The sequence below is a fragment of the Pontibacter chinhatensis genome (assembly GCF_900113285.1).
Taxonomy (GTDB): Bacteria; Bacteroidota; Bacteroidia; order Cytophagales; family Hymenobacteraceae; genus Pontibacter; species Pontibacter chinhatensis.
The window spans coordinates 45,516-69,100 of record NZ_FOOT01000005.1; the positions used below are offsets into that span (position 1 = coordinate 45,516).

General features: G+C 52.7%; 17 protein-coding genes and 1 riboswitch. Of the genes, 10 read left to right on the forward strand and 7 right to left on the reverse strand.

What is annotated here, in order from left to right:
- Window positions 1–21: 21 nt before the first annotated feature.
- The 3 genes from BM040_RS14645 (at window position 22) to BM040_RS14655 (ending at window position 2,769) form a co-directional block, all read left to right on the forward strand.
- Entirely contained in the window at window positions 22–594 is a 573-nt protein-coding gene (locus BM040_RS14645) for a hypothetical protein (protein ID WP_092103085.1), read from the forward strand.
- 246 nt (window positions 595–840) lie between these two features.
- Window positions 841–2,346 carry a carboxypeptidase-like regulatory domain-containing protein gene (locus tag BM040_RS14650; RefSeq protein ID WP_092103089.1) on the forward strand — a complete coding sequence of 502 codons (1,506 nt, stop codon included), beginning with the start codon at window positions 841–843 and terminating at the stop codon, window positions 2,344–2,346.
- Window positions 2,347–2,478: 132 nt separating this feature from the next.
- Window positions 2,479–2,769: an HNH endonuclease family protein gene (locus BM040_RS14655; protein ID WP_092103092.1), complete on the forward strand. Its 291-nt coding sequence runs from the start codon at window positions 2,479–2,481 to the stop codon at window positions 2,767–2,769.
- A 231-nt stretch (window positions 2,770–3,000) separates the two neighbouring features.
- On the opposite strand, the gene BM040_RS14660 is transcribed toward BM040_RS14655, so the two are convergent.
- The gene (locus BM040_RS14660; RefSeq protein ID WP_245756230.1) at window positions 3,001–4,488 is read right to left on the reverse strand and encodes a nicotinate phosphoribosyltransferase; all 1,488 of its coding nucleotides are present in this window, start codon (window positions 4,486–4,488) and stop codon (window positions 3,001–3,003) included.
- 134 nt (window positions 4,489–4,622) lie between these two features.
- On the opposite strand from BM040_RS14660, the gene BM040_RS14665 reads away from it, so the two are divergent.
- Window positions 4,623–5,678 carry a DUF6687 family protein gene (locus tag BM040_RS14665; protein ID WP_092103094.1) on the forward strand — a complete coding sequence of 352 codons (1,056 nt, stop codon included), beginning with the start codon at window positions 4,623–4,625 and terminating at the stop codon, window positions 5,676–5,678.
- Between the two features lie 964 nt (window positions 5,679–6,642).
- Here BM040_RS14665 and xseB read toward each other — a convergent pair.
- Together xseB and xseA are read right to left on the reverse strand one after the other, a co-directional pair.
- Window positions 6,643–6,900 carry an exodeoxyribonuclease VII small subunit gene (gene xseB, locus BM040_RS14675; RefSeq protein ID WP_092103099.1) on the reverse strand — a complete coding sequence of 86 codons (258 nt, stop codon included), beginning with the start codon at window positions 6,898–6,900 and terminating at the stop codon, window positions 6,643–6,645.
- The gene (gene xseA, locus BM040_RS14680) at window positions 6,893–8,452 is read right to left on the reverse strand and encodes an exodeoxyribonuclease VII large subunit (RefSeq protein WP_092103102.1); all 1,560 of its coding nucleotides are present in this window, start codon (window positions 8,450–8,452) and stop codon (window positions 6,893–6,895) included. The genes xseB and xseA overlap by 8 nt, the downstream gene beginning before the upstream one ends.
- Window positions 8,453–9,194: 742 nt before the next feature.
- Window positions 9,195–9,304, forward strand: a riboswitch (SAM riboswitch).
- Window positions 9,305–9,600: 296 nt separating this feature from the next.
- Here xseA and BM040_RS14690 point away from each other — a divergent pair.
- From BM040_RS14690 to BM040_RS14705, 4 genes are all read left to right on the forward strand, one after another.
- Window positions 9,601–10,923: an O-acetylhomoserine aminocarboxypropyltransferase/cysteine synthase family protein gene (locus tag BM040_RS14690; RefSeq protein ID WP_092103108.1), complete on the forward strand. Its 1,323-nt coding sequence runs from the start codon at window positions 9,601–9,603 to the stop codon at window positions 10,921–10,923.
- 8 nt (window positions 10,924–10,931) lie between these two features.
- On the forward strand, window positions 10,932–11,996 hold the full coding sequence (locus BM040_RS14695) for a homoserine O-acetyltransferase family protein (protein WP_092103111.1): 1,065 nt from the start codon (window positions 10,932–10,934) through the stop codon (window positions 11,994–11,996).
- On the forward strand, window positions 11,977–13,236 hold the full coding sequence (locus BM040_RS14700; protein WP_092103114.1) for a homoserine dehydrogenase: 1,260 nt from the start codon (window positions 11,977–11,979) through the stop codon (window positions 13,234–13,236). Before BM040_RS14695 ends, BM040_RS14700 begins: the two co-directional genes overlap by 20 nt.
- Window positions 13,237–13,414: 178 nt before the next feature.
- Window positions 13,415–14,131 carry a hypothetical protein gene (locus tag BM040_RS14705; protein WP_139217817.1) on the forward strand — a complete coding sequence of 239 codons (717 nt, stop codon included), beginning with the start codon at window positions 13,415–13,417 and terminating at the stop codon, window positions 14,129–14,131.
- An 813-nt stretch (window positions 14,132–14,944) separates the two neighbouring features.
- Here the strand turns inward: BM040_RS14705 and lysA are convergent.
- From lysA to BM040_RS21795, 3 genes are all read right to left on the reverse strand, one after another.
- Window positions 14,945–16,087 carry a diaminopimelate decarboxylase gene (gene lysA / locus BM040_RS14710; protein ID WP_092103120.1) on the reverse strand — a complete coding sequence of 381 codons (1,143 nt, stop codon included), beginning with the start codon at window positions 16,085–16,087 and terminating at the stop codon, window positions 14,945–14,947.
- Window positions 16,080–17,411: an aspartate kinase gene (locus tag BM040_RS14715; protein ID WP_092103123.1), complete on the reverse strand. Its 1,332-nt coding sequence runs from the start codon at window positions 17,409–17,411 to the stop codon at window positions 16,080–16,082. Before BM040_RS14715 ends, lysA begins: the two co-directional genes overlap by 8 nt.
- A 153-nt stretch (window positions 17,412–17,564) precedes the next feature.
- A complete protein-coding gene (locus BM040_RS21795; protein ID WP_175491082.1) occupies window positions 17,565–20,090 on the reverse strand; it encodes a T9SS type A sorting domain-containing protein in 2,526 nt (841 codons plus the stop codon).
- A gap of 943 nt (window positions 20,091–21,033) precedes the next feature.
- Between BM040_RS21795 and BM040_RS21800 the strand changes: the two genes are divergently transcribed.
- Together BM040_RS21800 and BM040_RS21805 are read left to right on the forward strand one after the other, a co-directional pair.
- The gene (locus BM040_RS21800) at window positions 21,034–21,357 is read left to right on the forward strand and encodes a hypothetical protein (protein WP_175491083.1); all 324 of its coding nucleotides are present in this window, start codon (window positions 21,034–21,036) and stop codon (window positions 21,355–21,357) included.
- Window positions 21,358–21,534: 177 nt separating this feature from the next.
- Window positions 21,535–21,768: a hypothetical protein gene (locus BM040_RS21805; protein ID WP_175491084.1), complete on the forward strand. Its 234-nt coding sequence runs from the start codon at window positions 21,535–21,537 to the stop codon at window positions 21,766–21,768.
- A 509-nt stretch (window positions 21,769–22,277) separates the two neighbouring features.
- Here BM040_RS21805 and BM040_RS14725 read toward each other — a convergent pair.
- Window positions 22,278–23,474 carry a beta-ketoacyl synthase N-terminal-like domain-containing protein gene (locus BM040_RS14725; RefSeq protein ID WP_092103129.1) on the reverse strand — a complete coding sequence of 399 codons (1,197 nt, stop codon included), beginning with the start codon at window positions 23,472–23,474 and terminating at the stop codon, window positions 22,278–22,280.
- Window positions 23,475–23,585: the final 111 nt, after the last annotated feature.

The window sequence follows — 23,585 nt, forward strand, 5'->3', positions numbered from 1 at the left end:
AGTAATACTAAATTATATCTCATGGGAAAACTAATCTTTACGCTACTTGCTTTAACAGCATTTGTACTAAACAGCGCCATCGCGCAATCCGGCAGGAGCGAGGAAAATTTGCTGGAGAACCTGCGCGCCAAAAGTATAGGAGCCACTGCCGCGAATGGGAACATAGCTGCTACCCATCAGGAGGGAGAAGCCAATGTGTCGATGGTGCAGCAGGTGCAGACAAGCACAGTAACCAACCAGGTAAGCGTGTTGCAGGTGGGTAACTTTAACCAGGCGGCGCTGCAGCAAAACGGGGCCGGGATCCGGGCAACGGTAAACCAGTCTGGTAACTACAACAGCTTCGAGTCGAGTATGACAGGGGCTAACCTTACTTCAAACGTAGTGCAGCTTGGCAACGGGAACAGCATTACGCAGCAGGTGCAGGGAAGCAACCTCAACTATGGCCTTTTGCAGTACGGCGACAACAACACCATCAACCAGATAGAGACCAGCCCCGCCTCACGCTCTTATAAGGTGGTGCAGGAGGGAAACAACATGAACATCACCATCGAGCAAAGCGCAGGCTTTGTTCCGGTAACAATTCGGCAGCAATAACTGCTGCTGATAAGTGTATCTTATTGGTTGTTAGCACTTCTGTGTATCTGTGCCTCTGCAGGCATAGAAAGTACGGGTAATTTATACTTTGTGTATTATGTAATTTTACCTTTAATATATTAGATAAAAATTGCTTATTGGCTAAACCTTATATTTATATATACAGTATAATAATTGCAATCCAAAATTGACTTATTGTGCTGCAGTGTTCTCTCCTTCTCACCTGACAACTCAAAAATAATCACCATGCAAAAAGCTGCTTTCACCCTGAAGCAAGTTTGCTTACTATTGCTCATACTTTTCGGGACGGTTGCCTGTAACGAGGATACCGTGGAGCCACAGGGAGGTGGCGCCATCAGGGGCACGGTGCTGGATGCCGCAACCAACGCACCGATTCCTACTGCCAGTATCACAACAAACCCGGCCACTTCGGCTGTCATCACAGACCAGGAAGGAAATTTCTCGATAACAGATGTAAATTCCGGCGACTATACCGTAACGGTCCAGAAAATCGGGTATAAAACCAAGTCGGTGTCGGTGGCGGTGAAGAACCTCAAAAACAGTACTATTTCGATTGTATTGGAGGAGTCGACTGGTGGCGGGCTCGCGCCCGGAAAAGCTGCTAACCCCTCTCCGGAGTCAGGTACTACGGCGCAGCCGGTGAACCTCGTGCTGAAATGGAAAGCACCGAAGGCCAACAGCAGCGATACTCTTACCTATGATGTATACTTGTACGAGTCGGGGAATACGGAAAAGAAACTGATTGCCGCCGGCGTAGCCGACACAAGCACCGTAGCCAAAGGACTGAAGTATAGCACTACTTATTTCTGGCAGGTGGTGGTAAAAGACCAAAGCGGCCGCACGGCCAATGGTGAGGTGTGGAGCTTCACGACGCTGGCCATACCGAATGCCCGCTACCTGTTTGCCCGCATCACCGACGGCGAGTATAACATTTACCGCTCCGATGGCACAGAGGCCAATATTTTCCAACTGACCCATGGCGCCAGCCGCGAATGGTGGCCCCTGCTAAACCCGAAGCGCGACATCATCGCCTACTCCTCCAACGCCAGCGTGGAGCCGCAGATTTATACCATGAATCTGGATGGAACCGATCAGAAAAAGATCACATCGGTGCCGGTGGCAGGATATCATAACCAGGGAATCGGGTTTGTGTGGGCGCCGGACGGGGGGCAGCTGATTTATCCGCATTACGAGAAGCTGTACAGAATCGAGCGGGACGGATCCGGCCTGGTGGTGCTGGCTACGGCCCCAGCTAACCGCCACTTCCGCATGCTCGACTGGACTGACCGTGGCAACAAGATTTTGGCCCAGACTATCGGCACCAACATCAATCACTCCGAAATCTATATTATGGACTCTAACGGAGCAAACATGACGCTGCTGGTGGAGGACTTGCCGGGCCGCGTGGAGAGCCCTGTGTTTTCTATTGACGGCAGAAGTATACTTTATACCCGCGATGCGTCAGGCTTTGAGAACACCGAAGGCCGCCAGTTGGACGCGCGCATCTACCGCAAGAACATCGACGGTAGCGGGCTGGTGGACCTGTCTTTCTCCAAACCCGCTGGCACTAACGACTTATACCCACGTTACTCGCCTACGGGAGACAAAATCATCTTTGTAAACACCCCGAATGATGGCCTTGGCCCCTTTGATATCTATGTGATGGATGCAGCCGACGGGAAGAACCGCACCAAGCTCTTCTCCAACGCCACCATGCCGGACTGGAAGTAGAATCATCTTAAACCACTCAATAGCAAAGAGCCACGGTTACAGCCGTGGTTTTTTCTGTTTTATACTTTATACTTGCCGAAGGCCCTAAACCATACTTTGGAGGCAGTTGTTTAGAGTATAAACGTAGAAACGATGGCGAAAAAGGAGGCGCAGCAAGTGTGCGAGTTGTGTGGCAGAGAGGTGCTGAACCTGTCGCGGCACCACCTGGTGCCCCGCGAGGAGGGGGGCCGCTATGGCGCTACCGCCGAGCTTTGCCAGCCCTGCCACAGCACGCTGCACCTCACGTTCAGTAACCGCGAGCTGGCCCTGCTCTACAATTCCATTCCCGCCCTGCAACAGGCCGAGCCGCTGCAAAAATACCTGAAGTGGGTGCGCACCAAACGCATCGAGAAGATCTCCAACCGCCGTGGCAAGCGTAGGTGAAGTGTGAAGTAGGTGGCTTGGGAGTGCCTGCTTTATTCTTGTAAACTCGCTTGTTATGGCGCGAGCGTCCACACTCGTGACCGGCAATTGTTGGCCTCCGGCCCAGTCGGATTACAAATCCGACCTCATAGCAAGGCACGGGTTACAAACCCGCGCCAGCAAGTGGGAATTCCCCTCCTTGGAGGGGTAGGGGGTGGGTTTACACCTTCCCCACAGTATCCCAACTTTATACTATTCTTCCTGCTGCGCTATTTGCCTTAACTCCAGAATCAAGTCCATTTTGTAATGATGCAGCCCGCTCTCGAGGCCGGCGGGGTAGCTGTGCGGGTTCAGGTAGCGGCGTATACTTTCGTGCAGGCAGGAGATTTCCTGTTTCGTGTGCGCCTTTATACTTGGCATGTCCGGTAAAGTATAAACCAGCTTCCCTTGTTCAAAAATCGGCACCAGCAGGTCCTTATACTGGGCACTTTCCTCTACCTTGCGGCGGCGGGTGGGGTCCAGCGGGTCTACTATTTGCGGATGCTTTGGCAGCGGCTCCTGCTCGTTGTAAATCATGTCGGCCAGGTAGCGCTCCTGGTTGTAGTAACGCCGCACCTGCAGGATACCCGGGTTGGAGGTCTTGGCCAACTGCTCCGAGAGCTTGATTTTATACTCCCACTTCCCGTTTTTGATGGCCGCTAGTTTGTACACACCGCCCAGCGCTGGCTGGTCATAGGCGGTTATCATTTTCGTGCCCACGCCCCATACATTAATCTGGGCCCCTTCCTGTTTCAGGTGCGTGATAAGGTTCTCGTCCAGGTCGTTGCTGGCTACGATGCTGGTGCTGTGGAAGCCGGCATCATCCAGTAATTTGCGGGCGGCTTTGCTCAGGTAAGTCAGGTCACCTGAGTCGAGGCGGATGCCCCCGAAGACGAAGCCTTTGGGCTGGAGTTTCTTTGCCACATCAATGGCTTTCTGCACACCCTCCAGGGTATCGTAGGTATCCACCAGAAAAACAGAATCCTTCGGAAAAGCATCGCCATAGGCCTCAAACGCTTCTTCCTCCGAATCGAAAGCCTGTACCCAGCTGTGGGCATGCGTTCCTTTAACCGGGATGTTGTAAAGCTGCCCGGCCAGCAGGTTAGAGGTGGCATCAGCCCCGCCAATGTAAGCGGCACGCGCGGCCGATAAAGAGCCGTCGATGCCCTGCGCCCGGCGCATGCCAAACTCAATCACCATGTCGCCTTTGGCGGCTTCTTTGATGCGGGCTGCCTTGGTGGCAATCAGGGTTTCAAAGTTGATGATGGTGAGCAGGGGCGTCTCAATTAGCTGCGCCTGCAGCAAAGGGCCTTTTACTCGCACCAGCGGCTCGCTCGGGAATACCACGGTCCCTTCCGGCACGGCGTCCACATCGCAGGTGAACTCCATCTGGGCCAGGTAATCAATGAAACCTTGTTCAAACAGCGGCTGGCCCTGGCTGCCTTGCAAGCTGCCCAGATAGGCAAGGTCATCCTCTGTAAATTTGAGCGTCTGCAGGTACTCCACCACATGCTCCAGGCCGGCCGCCACCGTGTAGCCGCCGCCAAAGGGGTGCTTTCTAAAGTATAAATGAAACACGGCCTCCCGCTCGGCCATTCCTTGTTTCCAGTAGCCGTAGGCCATGGTCAGTTGGTAGAGGTCGGTGAGCAGGGTGAGGGAGGTGCGGTACGTTTTATGCAGCGACATGGACTCAAATTTCATGATGATTCTGCCGGTAAGTTAGTAAGTAAAGATTAGAATGTAAGCCTGATTTAGGAGTACGGTCGTAGCTCGGTAACAGTCAGGTTCTTACAGAAAAACTTGCAGGTTGCGCTTTGTATCTGCAATTTTAGGCTATGCAGAAACGACAGTTTATACCTTTTTCGGAGGTTAAAGATAAAAAGGCGATTGTGGTGGACAGCACCCACGCCAATGGCTTCATGCTCTCGCACTGGAAAGGTGCGCCCACACCCGACGCGGTGCAAGACGATACCAGCGCCGCCATTGTGCTGAACGCGATGCGCCAGCAACTTCCCGAGCTGGACCTGCCCTATGTTACCGCTAACCACTTCGACATCGACGGCTTTGTCGGCGTATGGGCCCTGCTGAACCCGGAACTGGCATTGGAAAACGAGGAATTGCTGCGGCAGATGGCTTTGATTGGGGATTTCCGGGAGCTGGACTTGAACCACCCGCTGGCCGGTGAGGCACTGAAGCTGGTGTGCTGGCTCAACGCAAAGGAGCGCGAGCTGTTCTACAAACCTTTCGAGGCCGATGAGATGGAGGAGAAGGAGGCGGCTCAGTGCGTGCAGAAGTTCAGGTACTTTTTGCGCGAGTTTGGCCGTGTGCTGCAGGACCCAGACTGGGAGAAGGGCGCCTGGGAAGATGAAGTGGCTAGTGTGCTGCTCGGCTACCGCGACATGTACAAGCCGGACACCAAAATCACCCGCCTCCCCGAGATTGGCCTCATCATCATTGAAACGCCGCACCCCCTGCACTACTACGCCCTTTTCAGCCGCACACAGGGTTTTGACATGGTGCTGGCCTGCTACCAGGGCAACAAGTATGAGCTGGAGTATAAGTATACCACCTGGGTGGATATCACCTCGAGGCCAACACTGCCGCGGCTAAGTATGGCGCCGCTGGCTACCCGCCTGAACGAACTCGAAACCTCCGGCCGTCGCTGGACCTACGACGCTATTACCGAAACCGGCCCGCTCCTACGCCTCGACGGCGACAAACTCACCCGCTCCGAAACCTACGCCAACCCCACCGAACGCGAGATTTATACTTCATCCATCCCTGTGGAGCAGCTGAAGGAGGAGGTAGTGCAGTACTACCAACAGGCCTATCAGGGCATCCAACCCAAGTATAACTGGACCTGGAAAGAGGTGAAGGAGCTTAACCGGTGATTTTCTCAGATTAAGACTGATTAGTATGATTTTATCTTATGTAGAGACGCAATGCGTTGCGTCTCTATTTACTGGCGCGGGTATCTAACCCGTGACGCTTAGTGGGTGCGAGTCTCCAGACTCGCTTTTGCAGTACCGGGTCCAACCACCCCTGCCCCTCCTTGTCTAAGGAGGGGAGCCTGTAGTTACTCTTGCAAGAGTATAAGTTCCATTACCTCAGTTCTCACGCGGACAGGTCGCGACCTGTCCCTACAGAGTATAACCCACCCCAGCCCCTCCGAGGAGGGGAATTATACTTGCTCCTTTCCCTGTCATCTCGAGCAGCGCGAGAGATCTATCCGGAATTCTAACCAGATCTCTCCCGAAGGTCGAGATGACAGCAGGGGCAGGAGCTATCAGATTAAAACTACCTCTTGTCTTAGCAGGCGATTATCATCCCCCAGCCCCCTTCGAAGGGGGACTTGACTGAAGTTGCATTAGCAGTGGCTATCGAACCTGTTCCCAGCCTTTGGGTTGAGCGCCTCGAGAGGTTCTGGTGCCCGCAAGGACATTGCGACGTCAGGAGCTAAGGAAGCGAAAGCAGTGCGATGCCCGAAGGCGAGGCCTCCCGGCCTTGAGGGAGCCAAAGCTAGAGGTGAAACGATAGGTTGGTGGGAACTAGAGGATAAGCGGCGGCTAGTAAGGATAGCTTGGTTCAAAAGGAAGGAAGCAGCGGCTAGGAAGTATAAACAGGCAAGTATAAAGTACAGCCGGAGCAAGTATAGAAGTATGGCATTTCAAGCCACTCGGATTACAAATCCGAGAGTATAGGAAGGCACGGGTTGCAAACCCGCGCCAGCAATAGGGGAGAGTTTCGGAGCACTAGGAAGTATAAAGTATGCCCCAAGTATGAAGTATGGCTAAAGTATAAATATGGCTTTTAAGCTGGTCGATTCAGCCAGCTTAAAAGCATTTTGGGAAGAAATTAAAACAACGTACCGGCACTACCTTCCTGCGGTTTGGCAGGAGCAGGGGCTTCGCAATTCTCTTCGTTAAACACTTGGTCGATGGCTTTTTCAGCTTTGCGGAGCTTCTCCTTGCATAGCTTTATCAGCTGCGAGGAGCGCTGTACTTTCTGCGTCAGTTCGTCCACATCCACTGCGTCGTTTTCAATGGCGCGTAAAATTTCCTCCAGCTCCTGTGTCGCTTCGCGGTACGTCATATCCTTTAGGTCCTTATTCATCTGTATCAATATTTACAACGATGCTGTGGAGGCTGCCATCTTGCATTCTGGTTTCCACTACATCATCGGTTTTTACGTCTTTTATACTTTTGATAATCTTGCCGTTGATGAGCGTGAGCGTATAGCCGCGGAGCAACAGCTTCTCCGGGTTGTTTGCTTCTATGCTCATTTCCAACAATTTTAGCCGGTGATTTTCGCTCTGTAGCTTGCTTTTGGAAGTATACGCCAGCTTGTCGTTATACTTGGTAAAGCTCAGTTGTTCTTTCTTTAGCTTGTCCTTGGCCTCGGTTTCTACGCAGTGTACCAGGTGGTTTAATTCGTGCTCCTTTAGGTGCAGGTAGCGCTGGCTTTTGCCCTCTACGCACACCGACAGCTCCTGCAGATACCGCTGCCGCTCGTGCAGCAGGTCTTTAGTACCGGCGCTTACGTCCTTTTCCAAACCGCTTAGCAGGTGACGTTGTGCCTCCAGGTAAGCCTTCGGTTTGAGCAGCAGGCCTCGCGAGAGGTTTTCCAGTTTGTCCTTTCGGGTTTGTAGTTGTTGCCGCGTCAGGTTTTGGAAACGTAGGCTCAGGCGCTCCAGTTTGTCGTCCGTCAGTTTGAGTTGCTGGGCGGCAAACATCCGGATGCTATCGAACAAATCTTCTGCATAGGTCTCTGCTTCCCGAAACCTATCGATGAGAAAGCCAGCTACGGCAGTCGGGGTTTTCAGACGCGTATGCGCCACCAAGTCGGCTATACTTTCGTCGCGCTCGTGCCCAATGCCCGTCAGTACCGGCAGTGGCGCATTGCCAATGGCAGCCGCTATCTTATAGTCATCGAAGCAACTCAGGTCCGTCTGGGATCCCCCGCCGCGAATAAGGACAATGGCATCAAAGGCCTCGCTGTACTGTGCCACCTGCGCAAAAGCCTTCGCCACCGAAGCAGGCGCCTCGTTGCCCTGCACTACCGCGGGGAAAAGGGTCGTCTGGAAAGTATAACCGTAAGTATTGTGCTCCAGTTGATGTATAAAGTCCTGGAAACCAGCTGCGGTAGCCGATGAAATCACCGCCAGCCGTTGCGGCACCAGCGATAGCTCCAGTTCTTTGTTTGCCTCCAGCAGGCCTTCCGCCTCCAGTCGCTTCAGCGTTTCGAGGCGCTGGCGGGCCAGGTCGCCGATAGTATAATTGGGGTCGATGCTGGTGATGTCGAGGCTGAGGCCATAGAGCTCGTGAAAACGCACCGATGCCTGCAGCAGCACCTTTAGACCTGCCCGTAACGGTTGCCCTGTTTTCTCCTCAAAGTAGCGGCCCAGCATCTGGTAGCGCGAGCTCCAGATGGTCGCTTTGGCCTGCGCCAGCATCTGCCGGGCGTCGTCGCCTTTGTCCACCAGCGTGAGGTAGCAGTGGCCCTTGCGGCGGTCTACATTTACCTGGGCTACCTCGGCCACCACCCAATAGCTGTCCGGGAACGCCACCTCCAGCTCCTCGCGTATCTGCTGGTGCAGCTCATACAGCGAGAGCGGGGCCTGGTGCTCCTCGTACACTACCGTCTGGCGAAAAAAGATTTGGGACATGGGTTCCACAACGTTACATTTCTCCTGCACAACCGGCAGAGAGCCGGCTCCTTTGCTTCGAAGTTAGGACTTTTTGGCTAAAATAATTAGTAGGGGAGTGGAGAAAATGTTTTTGGTTTTCTGAATTAGGGTATGAAGGGGTAGGGTTTGGAAAGATTTTAGCAGTGCCGGGTCCAACCACCCCTGCCCCTCCTTGGCTAAGGAGGGGAGCCTGTGATTAATTTGGCTGAAGTTTAAGTTCTATGGTCAAAGTATAAACACCCCTGTGGTCCCCTCAAGGGGACAGCCTATTCCTATTGCATAGCAAAGGCTGGAGCTATCGAATGCTTCCCAGTTTTTCTGCGAGGCGCCTATGCGAGTTTTTCCGGTGCCGCAGGCAGCCCGAGGCACGAGGGCAGGAAAAGCTCCCAGCGCCGAGCGGGAAAATGAGGCCTCCCGGCCTAGGAGGGAGCCAAGCAAGAGATGAAACGAGACGCTTGTGGGAACTAGAGGATGAACGGCAGCTAGTAAGGATAGCTTGCCTCAAGTTGCAGGAAGCCGAGGCTAGAGAGCATATAGAATGTTTGCGCAAGAGGGGGGTGTAAGTTAAAGCGGTGTGAATCAAGTATAAGCATTAAGAGTCATGCAGATAAATCATCGCCATAAAACCTGCTTTTCAAAAAATATCAGAAATAAATTTGGCTTTTTAAAAAGTCGTGTCGTATACTTGCAACATCAAGTCAATACTCCCTTTGCGGATATTGGTTTATAAAGAAGCGTGGAGAGACAGGCTCTGTGAAACGCTAGCAACCTAACCATCGGAGTTAAGGTGCTAATTCCTGAGTTCGGCAGGGTGCCGGACGAATATAAATTGATACGGTCATGTACATCAAGGGAATCAAGCCAACACAGCACGTATTATTAGTTTCTAAGGCAGCCACGCAGCTGTCCAGAACCTCTATTTTAACTTCTGTTAAAACCAACAACATGCACATGCCTATGTGCACGATGTGTTGTTGTTGCTGTTAATCCAGGTATAAAATTCCTGTCTTCATACTTGGTTTAGTGGCAGATCCAGCATCTGCTGCTAAGCCGCTTTATACCCCATCTGTACTTCTGAATTTCCATAAGCCATATTTTCCATTTTAAACAGATAAATCTACATAGTTATGTCTCAGTCACTTCACTTCGAAACACTTCAGCTGCACGCCGGCCAGGAAATAGATCCAACTACACAGTCTCGTGCCGTGCCGATTTACCAAACCACCTCTTATGCCTTTAAGAACGCCGAGCACGGGGCTAACCTGTTTGCCCTGAAGGAGTTCGGCAATATCTACACCCGCATTCAAAACCCAACCACCGATGTATTGGAGAAGCGCGTGGCGGCCCTGGAAGGTGGCGTGGCAGCAGTAGCGGTTTCCTCAGGACAGGCGGCGCAGTTTCTGGCGCTCACCAACATCCTGCAGGCCGGCGACAACTTCGTGACATCCAGCTTCCTGTATGGCGGTACCTATAACCAGTTTAAGGTGTCCTTCAAGCGCCTGGGCATTGAGACCCGTTTTGCTGAAAACGACGACGTGGCCAGCTTCGAGAAACTGATAGACGAGAAGACAAAGGCGATTTATACGGAAACCATTGGCAACCCGCGCTTCAACATTCCGGACTTTGAGGCCCTGGCCGCCCTGGCCCGCAAGCACAACATTCCGCTGATTGTAGATAATACCTTCGGAGCTGGTGGTTATCTGTTCCGTCCGATTGAGCACGGAGCGAATGTTGTTGTAGAGTCTGCTACCAAGTGGATTGGCGGGCATGGCACCAGCATTGGCGGTGTAATTGTAGATGGCGGCAACTTCAACTGGGGCAACGGGAAATTCCCGCAATTCTCGGAGCCGTCGGAAGGGTATCATGGCCTGAATTTCTGGGAAGTGTTTGGTGCAGACGGCCCTTTCGGAAATATTGCCTTCGCTATCAGAACCCGCGTGGAGGGCCTGCGCGACTTCGGTCCGGCCCTGAGCCCGTTCAACTCCTTCCTGTTGCTGCAGGGACTAGAGACACTTTCACTGCGTGTGGATAGAACGGTGCAGAACGCGCTGGCGCTGGCCCAGTGGCTGGAGCAGCACGAACTGGTGGAGAGCGTGAACTACCCGGGCCTAGCGAGCAGCCCGTACCACGAACTAGCTAAAAAATACCTCAAGCGTGGATTCGGCGGGGTGCTTTCCTTTAAGCTGAAGGGAGGCAAGGAACAAGCCGAGAAGTTTGTGAACAGCCTGCAGCTGATAAGCCACCTGGCCAACGTGGGCGATGCCAAAACACTCATCATCCACCCGGCCTCTACCACCCACCAGCAGCTGAGCGATGCTGAGAAGTTGAGTTCCGGGGCAGAGCCGACCTTGCTGCGCATATCCGCTGGCATCGAACATATAGAAGATATAAAAGCAGATTTAGAGCAGGCTTTCGCCAAAGTAAAGGAGGCAGAGCCCGCCTTAGCCTAAGTATAAAAATGTCAGAACAGCACGTTTTTCATTACCAACAAGAGTTTCAGCTGGAGTCCGGGGCTTTGCTGCCGGGCTTCCAGCTAACCTATACCACCTATGGTACGCTCAACCCTGAGCGCAGCAACGTGGTGTGGGTATGCCATGCCCTTACCGGCAGCTCCGATTTTACCGATTGGTGGTGCGACCTGTTTGGGGAAGGCAAGCTATACAACCCGCAGGAGTGGTTTATAGTTTGCGCCAACACCCTGGGCGGTTGCTACGGCTCCACGGGGCCGCTATCGGTTAACCCTACCACCCTGCAGCCATATTTTCATACTTTCCCGCAGCTCACCAACCGCGACATCGTGCGAGCCTTCGATTTGCTGCGGCAGGAACTGGGGCTGAAGCGGGTACATACTTTAATCGGAGGTTCTTTAGGGGGGCAACAGGCATTGGAGTGGGTGCTGCAAAAACCTGCTGTTTTCGAGCGATTGGTGCACGTGGCCAGCAACGCACGCCACTCGCCGTGGGGCATCGCCTTTAACGAGAGCCAGCGTATGGCCATCCGCCAAGACCCGAGCTGGGGCAGCGACACGGCGGAAGCGGGCAAGGAAGGCCTGAAAACCGCCCGCGCCATTGCTATGCTCTCTTATCGCCACTACAACACCTACCAACAGGCGCAACAGGAGCCGGGCCATAGCATCACCGATAACTTCCGGGCCTCCAGTTACCAGGTATACCAGGGCGAGAAACTGGCACAACGCTTCAACGCCTATACCTACTGGCTGCTCTCCAAGGCGATGGACTCGCATAACGTGGGCCGCGGCCGGGGCAGCGTGGAGAAGGCACTGGCGCAGGTAAAGGCCAAATGCCTTTTTGTGGGCGTGGATACCGACCTGCTGTTTCCGGTGGAGGAGCAGTATTTCCTGCATGCCCAGGTATCGGGTTCCTCCTTCCAACTTATCCGCTCCAACTACGGCCACGATGGCTTCCTGGTGGAGGTGGACCAATTAGCAAATGCCATCCGGCAATTTTATTTAAATGAAAAAGTAACAGAAGAAGAACTTAACTATGAAAAGCAAGAGCGGTAAACGTATCGGGATATTTGGTTTTGGATGTGTAGGCCAGGGGCTGCACGATGTGTTGCAGGAGAACCCACACCTGGACGTAGCCCGGATTTGCGTGCGCGACCAGGAAAAGCTACGCACCCTGCCCAAGCATCATTTTACTTACGACGCGCAGGAGCTGCTGCAGGACGAAAGCATCGACCTATACGCTGAATTGATTAGCGACCCGAAAGAGGCGCTGCTGATTGTGCGGCAGGCTTTGCGGGCCGGAAAAACCATTGTGTCGGCCAACAAGAAGATGATTTCCGAAAACCTGACCGAACTGGTTGCGCTGCAGGAGGAGTTTGGCGGTACTTTGCTGTATGAAGCGGCCGTTTGCGGCAGCATTCCGATTCTGAGAACGCTGGAGGCATATTACGGCAACGAGCCGCTGCTGGAAGTATCGGGCATCCTGAACGGTTCTTCTAACTATATTCTTACAAAACTCGACGCGGAGGGAATCTCTTACAACGAGGCGCTGGCACAGGCACAGGCACTTGGCTTTGCCGAGGCCGACCCAACTTTGGACGTGGGCGGCTACGATACCCTGCACAAAATCAGCCTGATTGCCGCGCATGCCTTTGGGGCGGTGGTGAAGCCGGAGCAGGTGCTTCGGGCCGGTATCCAGCACATCTCCCGCAAGGATGTGGCGCTGGCGCAGGCACTGGGTGGCCGCATCCGGCTGGTGGCCACAGCCAAGCTCAACCAGAACAACAAACTGGAACTGCAGGTGCTGCCCACGCTGGTATTCCCGGACTCAGAACTATACCATGTAGAGGCTGAGTTTAATGGGGTGCAGCTGGAGGCCCGCTACGCCGGCGACCAATTCCTGAAGGGCCGCGGTGCCGGCAGTCACCCAACTGGCTCTGCCGTGTGGGCCGACGTGTCGGCGGCACTAGCCGGTTACAAGTATAGCTACCCCAAATTCAGGCATAACGAGGAAGGCGAGTTGAGGCCGGTGCCGGTAGAGGAAGACGATGAGTTGAAGATTTACGTGCGCTCCACTATGCCGGAGTTTCTGCCGCAGTTGCCGTGGCGCGAGCTAACTGTTTTTGGCGAAGGTAAAAGAGAAATACAGTTGGTGGGCACCATCCGCCGCAAAGACCTGCTGTTGCACCTGTCTGCCCTGAAGCAGACCATCGCTTTTATAGCACAACTTCCGGCGCATGTATCGGCTGAGCAGGTGGTGGCAGCATCGTGTATTGCCTTAGAGGAAGCTGCCTGAAAGTATACTTAGGATATTGTACTTTATTGAGCCGGCTAACACTGAGAAACTAGAATAAACAAAGTATATCTATATGATAATTATACTATGTTTATTTTTAATTTACTGAAAATGTAGCTATTGTCAAAGTCTCTGCGTACAAATAATCAGTTTATCACTGAATTTTATTTGTACCTATATGAGACGCAAATCTTTACCAATACTCGCGTTTCTGGCGGTGATCATGGTGCTGTCATCTTGTCGGCATGATGGAGCCTCACCGATTCGGAACGTAAAAGCTGGCCCTACGCTCTTGAGGGCACAAGCTGGCAATGGCTCCTGCGACAACTATACTTACTTCTATAACAACGAAGAGAGAAACCTGGGAAACGTTTTTACAAAACAAGTGCTGGTGGCTTTTGCCAGCGGAATGAGTGCTGAACAGGAAGCCGAGGTGGTAGCCGCCTATGGCTTCGTGAAAGGACAAAGAGGGCAGGTTGGCTCCAACTCTGCTCTGCTGCACAACCTGGAACTGGTGGATGGGCTAAACTGCAGGCAAGTGGAGAAGGCGATGGAGTTACTAGCCCAGGACCCTGCCGTTGCGTATGTGGCGCCCTACTTTATGAACGGCGATGGCCTGCTTGGTATCAGCAACGAGGCGATTGTGACGATTGAGGCAGGAGCAGAAGATGCCTTAACTGCCTTGGCTGCCGAATATGGCGCGGAGGTGCTGATGCCGTTAAGCGGCCAAACTTACCTGGTGCGCGTGGATAAAAACGCCTCCGGCAATGCGCTGGAACTGGCTAACTTCCTGAAGGGTAAAGCCGGTATTACGCATGCCGAGCCCGACTTTATCGTATCGGCTGAGGTGCCGGTAGCGGACAGGAGGAACGGCATCGGAAATCGATTAGATTAAGCCTTAAAAGCATAAAAAAGCCGCTCTGGGATTAACTAGAGCGGCTTTTTTATACTTTACACTTTCCAGGTCTATTCTATTCAGTGGACTAGCGCTTGCTTGCCCTATTGCTGGCGAGAGTTTGCAACTTGTGCCTAGTATGGTGTCGGGTTTGTAACCCAACTGGCTTGAAAAGCCATGCCTTATACTTTGGCTATACTTCTTATACTTTAATATAGCTGCTGTTTCGGACATCCTTGTCCGAAACTACTTCTGCTGCGGACTTCCAAGTCCCCGTAGGCCATACTTTTATACTTGTGCCTTAGCCACTGCTTCCTTCCTCTTGAACCAAGCTATCCTTTCTAGCCTCTGTTCATCCTCCAGCCTCACAAACCTACAGTTCCATAGTATACTTTCTGCTCTCAAGCCCGAGAGGGCTCGCCTTCGGGCATCGCGCGGTGTTCCCTCCTTGCCTCGCTGCCGCTCAGCATGCCCTTACCGGGCACCGGATCTCACAAGGCGCTCAACCCAAAGGCTGGGTATAGGTTCAATAGCTGCTGCAGACGGAGCTTCAGCCAAGTTCCCCTTCGAAGGGGGCAGGGGGATGTAATCGTCTGCTGAGCAATTTCCCTCTTGGGAGGGGCTGGGGTGGGTTTATACCTAGAACAGACAGCCACTACGAAGCTCATATTTAGCATCTGTAATGACAGGTTCCCCGCTTTAGTCAAGGAGGGGTTAGGGGTGGTTGGACCCGAAACTAAAAAAGCAGGGGTTAAACCCCTCCGAAGAGAGACTTAACCCCAGCTGAAAATTTATACTTTCTAAACTCAGGCGCTATACATAAACAGCCTGCACTCTGTCGCGGAGGTTGTAGGCCGAAGACATGACTTCCCCGTAAGCTCCTGCCGTGCGGATGGCAATCAAATCGCCGCGATTGGTTTCCGGCAGCATCACCGCCTTGCCAAAGCAGTCGCTCGACTCGCAGATAGGGCCCACTACATCGTAGCGTACCTCCGGCTTCTGGCTTGTCAGGTTCTCAATCTTGTGGTACGACTGGTAGAGCGCCGGACGGATCAGCTCGGTCATGCCGGCATCCAGAATGGCGAAGTTAGTGGAAACGCCGTTTTTGATGTAGAGCACCCTCGAAACCAGCGTTCCGCACTGCGCCACCAGCGCGCGGCCCAGTTCAAAATGCACTTGCTGCCCCGGCCTTAGCTCCAGAAACTGGTTAAACAAGCCAAAGTATGCCTCAAAGTCCGGAATTGGAGTCTCGTCAGGTTGGTAGTAATCTACACCCAGGCCACCGCCCACGTTCACGTGTTCCAGCTGGATGTTGCGCGCCAAAAACCACTCCTGAAACTCGTTTACGCGGGTACATAGGTTTTTAAAGGCCGTCAGGTCCGTTATCTGGGAGCCGATGTGAAAGTGAATGCCGATTAGCTCCACATGCTTGAGCTGTTGCAGCAGTTCAAGCACACTCTCCAACTCCCAGGAGTTAATGCCGAACTTGTTTTCCTCCAGGCCGGTGGTGATGTACTTGTGCGTGTTGGCATTCACGTTCGGGTTAATGCGCAGCGCCACGCGAGCCACAGCACCTTTCTTCTCCGCCAGCTCATTAATCACCTCCAACTCATGCTTCGACTCGCAGTTGAAGCAGAAAATCTCCTGCTCCAGCGCATAGTTTATCTCCGCATCCGACTTGCCCACACCAGCAAACACCACGTGCTTCGGCGAGAAACCGTTTTCAATGGCCGCCTTTACCTCGTTGCCGCTCACGCAGTCGGCCCCAAAGCCGTGCTGGCGCACCGCGTCCAAAACCGGGGTGTTAGCGTTGGCTTTCAGCGCATAGTGCACCTGGAAGTTATACTTTTCGGCCTCCTGCTTTGCCGCCTGCAAGGTCTGGCGCAGCAGGTTCAAATCGTATACATAAAACGGAGTGGCGTGCTGCTGCAGCTGCTCCGGATTAAGGTTAAGCATGGGCTTCGTTTCCGTTAAAGATGCCATCGTTCAGTTTCGTAAGGGCCTCAATTTTATCGCTTGTGTTTACCAGTACGCTGATGTTGTTCTTGCTGCCGCCATAGGAAATCATGCGCAGCGGGATGTTCTGCAACGATTGGAACACGGCTAGCCCCGAGCCACTGCGCTCGGCAATAAAATCGCCCACCACGCAGATAATGGTCTGGTCCTGGTCTACCTCTACCTGGCCGAATTCCTTCAGCTCTGCCAGAATCTCATCCAGGTGCTTGGCATTGTCAATCGTCAGCGACACGGCCACCTCGGAGGTGGTAATCATGTCGATAGGCGTTTTATACCTTTCGAATACCTCAAACACGCTGCGAAGGAAACCGTACGCGAGCAGCATTCGACCAGATTTGATTTTGATAGCAGTGATACCATCTTTGGCAGCCACCGCTTTTATTTTACCGCTTTCGGTTTTGGTGCTGATGGTGGTGCCCCTGGCCTCCGGCTGCAGAGTGTTGAGCAGTTTTACCGGAATGTTCTTCTGCTTGGCTGGTTTCACGCTGCTTGGGTGCAAAATCTTAGCGCCAAAATAGGCCAGCTCCGCCGCCTCATCGAATGAAAGCTCCGCAATCGGGTGCGTGTTCTTTACGATGCGCGGGTCGTTGTTGTGCATGCCGTCAATGTCGGTCCAAATCTGGATTTCCTGGGCATCTACGGCCGCACCGATCAGCGAGGCAGAGTAGTCTGAGCCACCACGCTTTAGGTTGTCGATTTCTCCAAAGGCGTTGCGGCAGATGTAGCCCTGCGTGATGAACAGCGCCACGCCCGGGTGCTTCTCCAACTCTTTTTGTAGCTGCTGGGCAATGTAGGCGCTGTCCGGCTCCTCGTTCTCATCAACTTTCATAAAGTTAAGGGCCGGCAGCAGCACAGACTTTTCGCCCTGCTCCTCCAGGTAAAACTGGAAAAGGGCCGTGCTCAGCAGCTCGCCCTGCGCCAGTACCGCGCGCTCCTCGTGTATGGTAAAGAGGTCGAGGGTAAAGGCGTTGAGGTACTCAAAATGCTGCTTCAGCAGCTCGTTTGCCTGTTTCTTTTTATCATCGGAGGTGTAGAGTTCCTCTACCACCTGTTTATACTTATCATGAAGCGCCTGAATGAGCGCCTTTGCTTCGTCGTGTTTATTCTGGTACAGCGTTTCTGCTATCTGCACCAATGCGTTAGTAGTGCCCGACATGGCCGAAAGCACTACAATCTTGGGCTCACCGTTCAGGATGAGCGAGGCAACCGCCTTCATTCTCTCAGCTGACCCCACCGAGGTACCGCCGAACTTTAGTATTTTCATTAAGGTGATAGAAATGAGTGATGTTAAGCAGGCAAAAATAGCAAAAAATGATGGGAGTAAGTTGGTTAGGGACAAAAGGATGTGCAAAAAAATGAAAACGACCGGATGTAGCACCCGGTCGTTCTGGTAAAGTATAAAAGCTATACCTGCAAACTACTCTTTCACCACTTTGGTGGATTCGATTAGTTGCTCGTTCTGCAGGCGCAGGATGTACATGCCGTTCGGCAGGTCGAGCGGAGGCAGGGTAAGCTTGTTATAACCGGGGTCCAGCTGCACGGTGCTTTCATACACGCGCTGCCCCTGCATGGCGGTCAGCGTTATACTTGCCGAACCGGCTTCCTCAGCAAACACTTCTATACTTGCTTCCCCCTTGAATGGGTTAGGCCATACTTTCAGGCGCTGTTCAGAAGCCTCCGCGTTCAGCCGCACGGCCACTACTTTGCTGTACTCAGAGTCCCCGTTAAAATCTACCTGCTTCAGGCGATAGTAGATAACCTGCTGGAGCGGGGCCGCATCCGTGAATGTGTAATGCTGTGGCTGCAGGGTTGTTCCGGCCCCGGCTACCGTGCCGATGGCATTAAAGTCCTTGCCATCCATACTTCGCTCTACTATAAACTCTTTGTTATCCGTCTCAGATGCGGTGAGCCACTGTAGCACCACTTGCCGTTGCTGCACACTTGCCCTTAGGTATACCAGTTCCACGGGGAGTGGTACGATTACGGGGGAGTCGCCGAGGATACGCAGGACAATAGTGGTGACTGTGGTCATGCGGTACTGGTCCATCAAGCTGATGGTGAGCGGATAAACACCTTCTACTAGTGCGTTAGGCCTTACAACAGTAATAAGTCCGTTTTCTGCTGACAATTCTACGCCAGCCGGAAGTGTACCCTGAAGGATGGTAGCCGAGATAATGGTTCCATCTTGGTCCGAAGCTGTGGCAAGTACATTGCCGGAGGAATAAGTGTCCTTATACTTTGGAATAGCCAGGGTATAGCTAGCCTCGCAGTTCACGGTAAGGATGACATCATCGGAAGCCGAAGAAGTGGTGCCTCCGCAGTCTACCGTCACCGTCCATCGGAAAGTATAAGTACCGGGTTGCAGGTTTTCTATTGTGGTATTTGGGTTGTTTGGATCTACAATGCGTGCTACTGTAGGGGTAGTGCCTACCTGACTCCAAATGCCATTGCCCGACGTAGGAGCATTACCCTGCAGCGTGGCGGTAGTGCCGCAAACGTTCCTGTCGCTACCGGCATTGGCTATAGCGGGCTGGTTTGTTACCTCCACCTGCGCTGTATTTACCAAAGTCAGGGTGCCGCAAACGTTATTCGTCATTCTTCGAACTGTTACATAGAATGTCTGTGTACCGGCTGTGCCAAGCGACCCAGTTGATACAGATTGCACCTGCCCATTGCCCCTGAAGGTGCCCAACGGAGAATCTGATGATGGGCTGGGGCTCGTTCCTGCTCTGCGGTACACTGTATATTCGAAGTCATTGTTAGGCTCTGTTGATACATTGATATTAGTCGCGCCACCGACGCATACTTTGCTGGCAGTAGGGTACACTGCCCGAGTAATAGAAGGGCTGGTTATAGTAACCGATACCTGATTGGACAGCACAGTAGCGCATGAGTTGACATCACCAGTTCTTGAGGTGATACGCAGACTATAAGACATATTTGTGGTGACTGTACCCGTGGATAAGGTAATAGCGGCAGTGGAAGAACCTTGTACAGCAGAGCCAACCAGTTGATTAGTAGTCTGGTTCACCAGTTGGTAGTTGTAGTTGGGGTTAGTGCCGTTCAGGCTGAAGTTGGCGCTGGAATTTGCACAAACAGCTTGGCTGGTGCTCGTAAATAATAGACCTGCTATAGCAGGCTGCGGTTGCACTGTTACCGTTGCTGCACTTGCATAGGTGGCATCGCAGGCCGTGCCACTTACTTTTCTGGCTCTATAAGTAATGCTGGCTGTTGTATTGGCGGAGGTATAATTGGTGATAGGTCCCGAAACCAATGTAATTGGACCGCCCGTTCCCAGCACAGAGGCTCCGGACTCCGCCCCGTTTACCAGCAGCCTGTAGGAGATACCATACTCAGAGCCGGAAAGAGTCATGTTGATGATGCTGCCTCCGCAGATGGAAGCAGGTGGCGCCGACATCGAAAATGTGGTGAGGGGAGCCTTGCAGCTAACAGTAACCACTGCAGACTTAATGCTCTCACAGCCATTGGTTGGGGTAAAGGTGGCGGTAACCTTGGCGCCGGCAAACAACTCGGTTGAGGCAATGCCCGATACTTCCCACTTCCCATCACTTGCCACTACTACATTTGTTGGGAAAGGAGTGTCTTCTATGTATAAGGTCACAGTGCTACCTGCCGCACTGGTTGGACCAGTGCCCGCTACTTTAGTGTCTCCCTCGGTAATAGGTGTCGTAATGGCTAAGACTCCGGTAGGACCGGGCGTAGAGCTTACGGCATTTGAGTTCACGCTGCGCACTTCGCCAGGAGCTTTGGCTCGCGCCGTAATCAGGGTGCCAGCCGCAATACCTCCACTCGCCGCAGCAGACAAGTCTACCGACCAAAATCCTGTGCTGGTAACAGTTGCTGTAATGGGGGTAGTGGTGCCACTTTGTGTAATAAGCGTGCCATCTCGTGAACCCGCCGTACCTCCTGTGTAAAATTGCAAGGTTGTGCCTGCTGCTTCTGTAGATGTGCCACTAAGTGTGGTCACCAATCCACATTTAAGCGGATTTATGGTTGGAGAAGCTGTAGTCTCCTGTACTGTTAAAAAGTTAGAGGGAAGTGAAGCACCTGCACAGCCAGCAGTCTGAACAGTTCTTACATTAAGTACATCACCAACTGCTAATGCAGGGCTTATCCCCGACACAGTTAGAGTCTGAGTAGTTGTTCCTACAGCATATGGCGCCGAAACATTAGTTGCGGAGCCATTCCTATAAAGTACAAGGTTGCCAGCTTGCGTGCCTCCATTATAAGTTATTGAGACAGTAATTGAAGTCAGGTTTAAGGGTACTTCAGTAGTGCTATTAGCGTTTGTGCTGTTTGTAACACTGTTATAGGTAACGCCAGTAATTGATACAGCATGGGGGTTTGTTGTAGAATTTCCGCCCGAAGTGTAGCACAACTGGTTTGAACGTAAGGATTGGCAGCCAGTAGGATTGCCTGTAGCATCTGCTGGTGTAGATGTAATAGCATAGCTGTTATTCTGAGCTACAAGAAGTGCACTAGGTGCGCCAGTTGAAGAAGCAGGAAAGGCTGTTCCAGCGGTTAGGTTTAAAACTTGGGTAGTCTGAGTAGCACCTGTTGTCAAGTTATAAACTGTTATTATTTGATTACCACTAAAGCTAGGAGTAAGCACAAGGTATCTGCTTCCCGTTGTACCTGTAATGCTTGTAAGTCTTGGTGCAAGTGTAGCACATATACCCGAGGAAACCGTAACCGGTGCCGAGGCTGCAGAAACACTCTTACCCGATGCCGTGACGGTGGCTGTGATGATATTGCCCTGAAGCAACAGGCTACTGGAGATACCGGTCAAGGTCCATGTGCCGTTGGCGGTAACTGTTGTCGTTCCCACAATAGTGGGCGTGCCTCCCGCCACGCTGCGATAAACCGTGATGGTTGAGCCCGGCGCCTCTACCGATGAACCTGTAATGGAGGTGCTGTTAGCAAGTATAGGACTGGCCACAACGGGAGCTGTGGCTGCAATCTGCGGGAAGGCAGAAGTCTGCAGCGTGCTGAGGGAAGTCGGTGGGAATACGCCAATCAACGCGCGCCACGCGGAAGGTGCATCGTGGTTGTACGCCCTGAAATCCACCCCACCCACATCCGAAACGGTACCAGTAATGCCGCTCTGGGCACTGCTGATCGTGATGCCGCTCATCCGGAGTGGCGTAGCGGCTGTTATTCCTCCCCCAAAAGCGGTAAGGGGAACATAGAAATCATAGAAGTAGTCCGGGTTGCCACCACTTGCAGAGGCCGCAACGGACCGCTGGGAATATTGGTCGGCAGAGCCTGTGAAGATGGTGCTGCTGCCGGTGCCAGTATGGCGGATAACCTGAACAGAGAAGTTGGAGGCTAGCAATACCTCATACTCAAAGCCAGGGTTCGTTCCGGTGCCATCAAACTTTTGGTCTGAGTCTATCAGCACACTGTACCCCTTCGAGGCGGTGGAGGAGCCGCCAAGCCTGAGCCTGAAGAGCACGTTTGTGCCATCGAAAAAAGCAGCTACCGGAGAGCCTGTAAAGGCGGAACTGGAGTTGGGGGTGGCCAGGTCGGTGTGGCCGCCGCTGGAGCCCGTACTTAAATCCGCAATGGGTTCTGTAATAAGTGCCGGAAAAGGTCTGTAGGGAATTTCGCTGATGCCTGAGCCTTCGTCAGCGGAGCTGCCGAATCCGGTTTTAGCTATTGATACATAGCCATCTGCGTTGGGGTCCAGTACTTTGGCTCCATTGCCAATGGCGGGTTTATAGATTAAACCTGGAGTCTGTGCTGCTGCTGTAAAATAAAATATAAAGCATAGGAGTAGCAGGAATACTGCTTTTCGGGGTAAGTATTCTTTCATGTGGGTGCTGATAAAATTGTGCTTAATTATTTCATATTGATTTATTTTTATTGACTAAATGTCTTGGTTTAAGGAGTAGGTGCTTTAGGATTTATACTTTACAAGTACTGGTGAGGTGTCTTTTTTTTGTCTAAAAATGATTAAATAGGAATATAGGAGAACTGTAATAGTAATTTTTCTATGTGTATCAGTTGAAAATATTGTACTGATATATAGTGAAATGAGTTGCTAGGATTTGGATATAATAATGACGCTTTAACACGAGTTTGCCCGCGCCGGGGGCAGAAGGGAAAATTACTTTACCACACTAACAATGACGCTGGCCGCATTGCCGCCAAAGCCGGCGGCGTTTACCATGATGCGTTTTATACTTGTGGACTCCTGCTGCGGCAGGTGATGAGGGTAAGGGATAGCAGTAAACTGCTGATACTGTAGCACATGCAGTGCGTACTGCAGGCTCAAGGCGCCGGAGGCACCTAGGGTATGGCCAATCAGCCATTTGTTTGTAGTAATGAGGGGGAGGTTATCTCCAAAAACAGCCCGGATAGCAGCTAGTTCCGCTTTATCGCCGGCGCGTGTGCCGGGGGTGTGGGTGATGACGAGGTCTACCTGACGGTCGTGCTCGGACAGTTGCGCGATGGCCTGCCGCATCGACTTCTGAAAGTTAATACCTTCGGCCGAGATACCCGTTTTGCTCACCAGTTTCTCAAATCCAAGGCCAACTCCCTCCACCACCAGAGTTCCCGGTGCCGGATTGAATACTTGCTCCAGCGCGAACACGGCGGCTCCTTCCCCTAAGGTAAAGGTATTATGCTTTTCGGCGGCATAGGGCTGGCAGGGGTATGGATGGTCGGTGAGCCGGGAGTATATGCCCACTGCTTTCATCTGGGCGATGGTAAAATCGGTGAGCGGGGCCTCGGTGCCGCCGGCCAGGAAACGTTTGGCCATGCCGGACTTCAGCCAGGCCACACCGTTGGCTACGGCCATTAGGGCAGTGCTGCAGGTAATGGAGTGACTGATTTGCCCGCCGCCGGCGTTCACAGCATGCGCCACCCAGCTCGACAGGTTGCCTAACGTAGTGGTAGGGGAGGCGCTGGAGGATAAGTTTTCCTGCTGAAAAGCCTCGAAATGCTCTTCAAACAGACCGGTTGCGCCCCTCGAAGAGCCAATGTTCACCGCCAGGTCATCATCAGTCGGGGGGGGCTCATTTAGCCAACCCGCCTGCACTGCCGCCTGCCGGGCTGCGTACACGGCCATCAGCACCGAACGGTCGAGTTGCTTATAGACAGGGTTTGCGAGAAGCAAGTCTTGCAAATGCTCCTCTGCCTCAGCTGACAAAGCAGCTACCGGTGTGGGAGTGCCCTGGTGAAGTATGGTTTTGAAAGCCGGTATACCGGAAGTATAAGCCGTTGCAGTAGAGGCGCTATCAAACCCCAGCGGGGAGATAGCACCCACTCCTTTGATGATAATATGTGCTTTCGCTGCTTCCAAAACGTGGGTAAAGGTACGAATTCCGGATCAGGATTTACAGGATTTTAGGATGTGCAGGATGAGGAAGAGCAACATACTTTCCTGCTCCTTCGCTGTTTCGGACACCTTTGC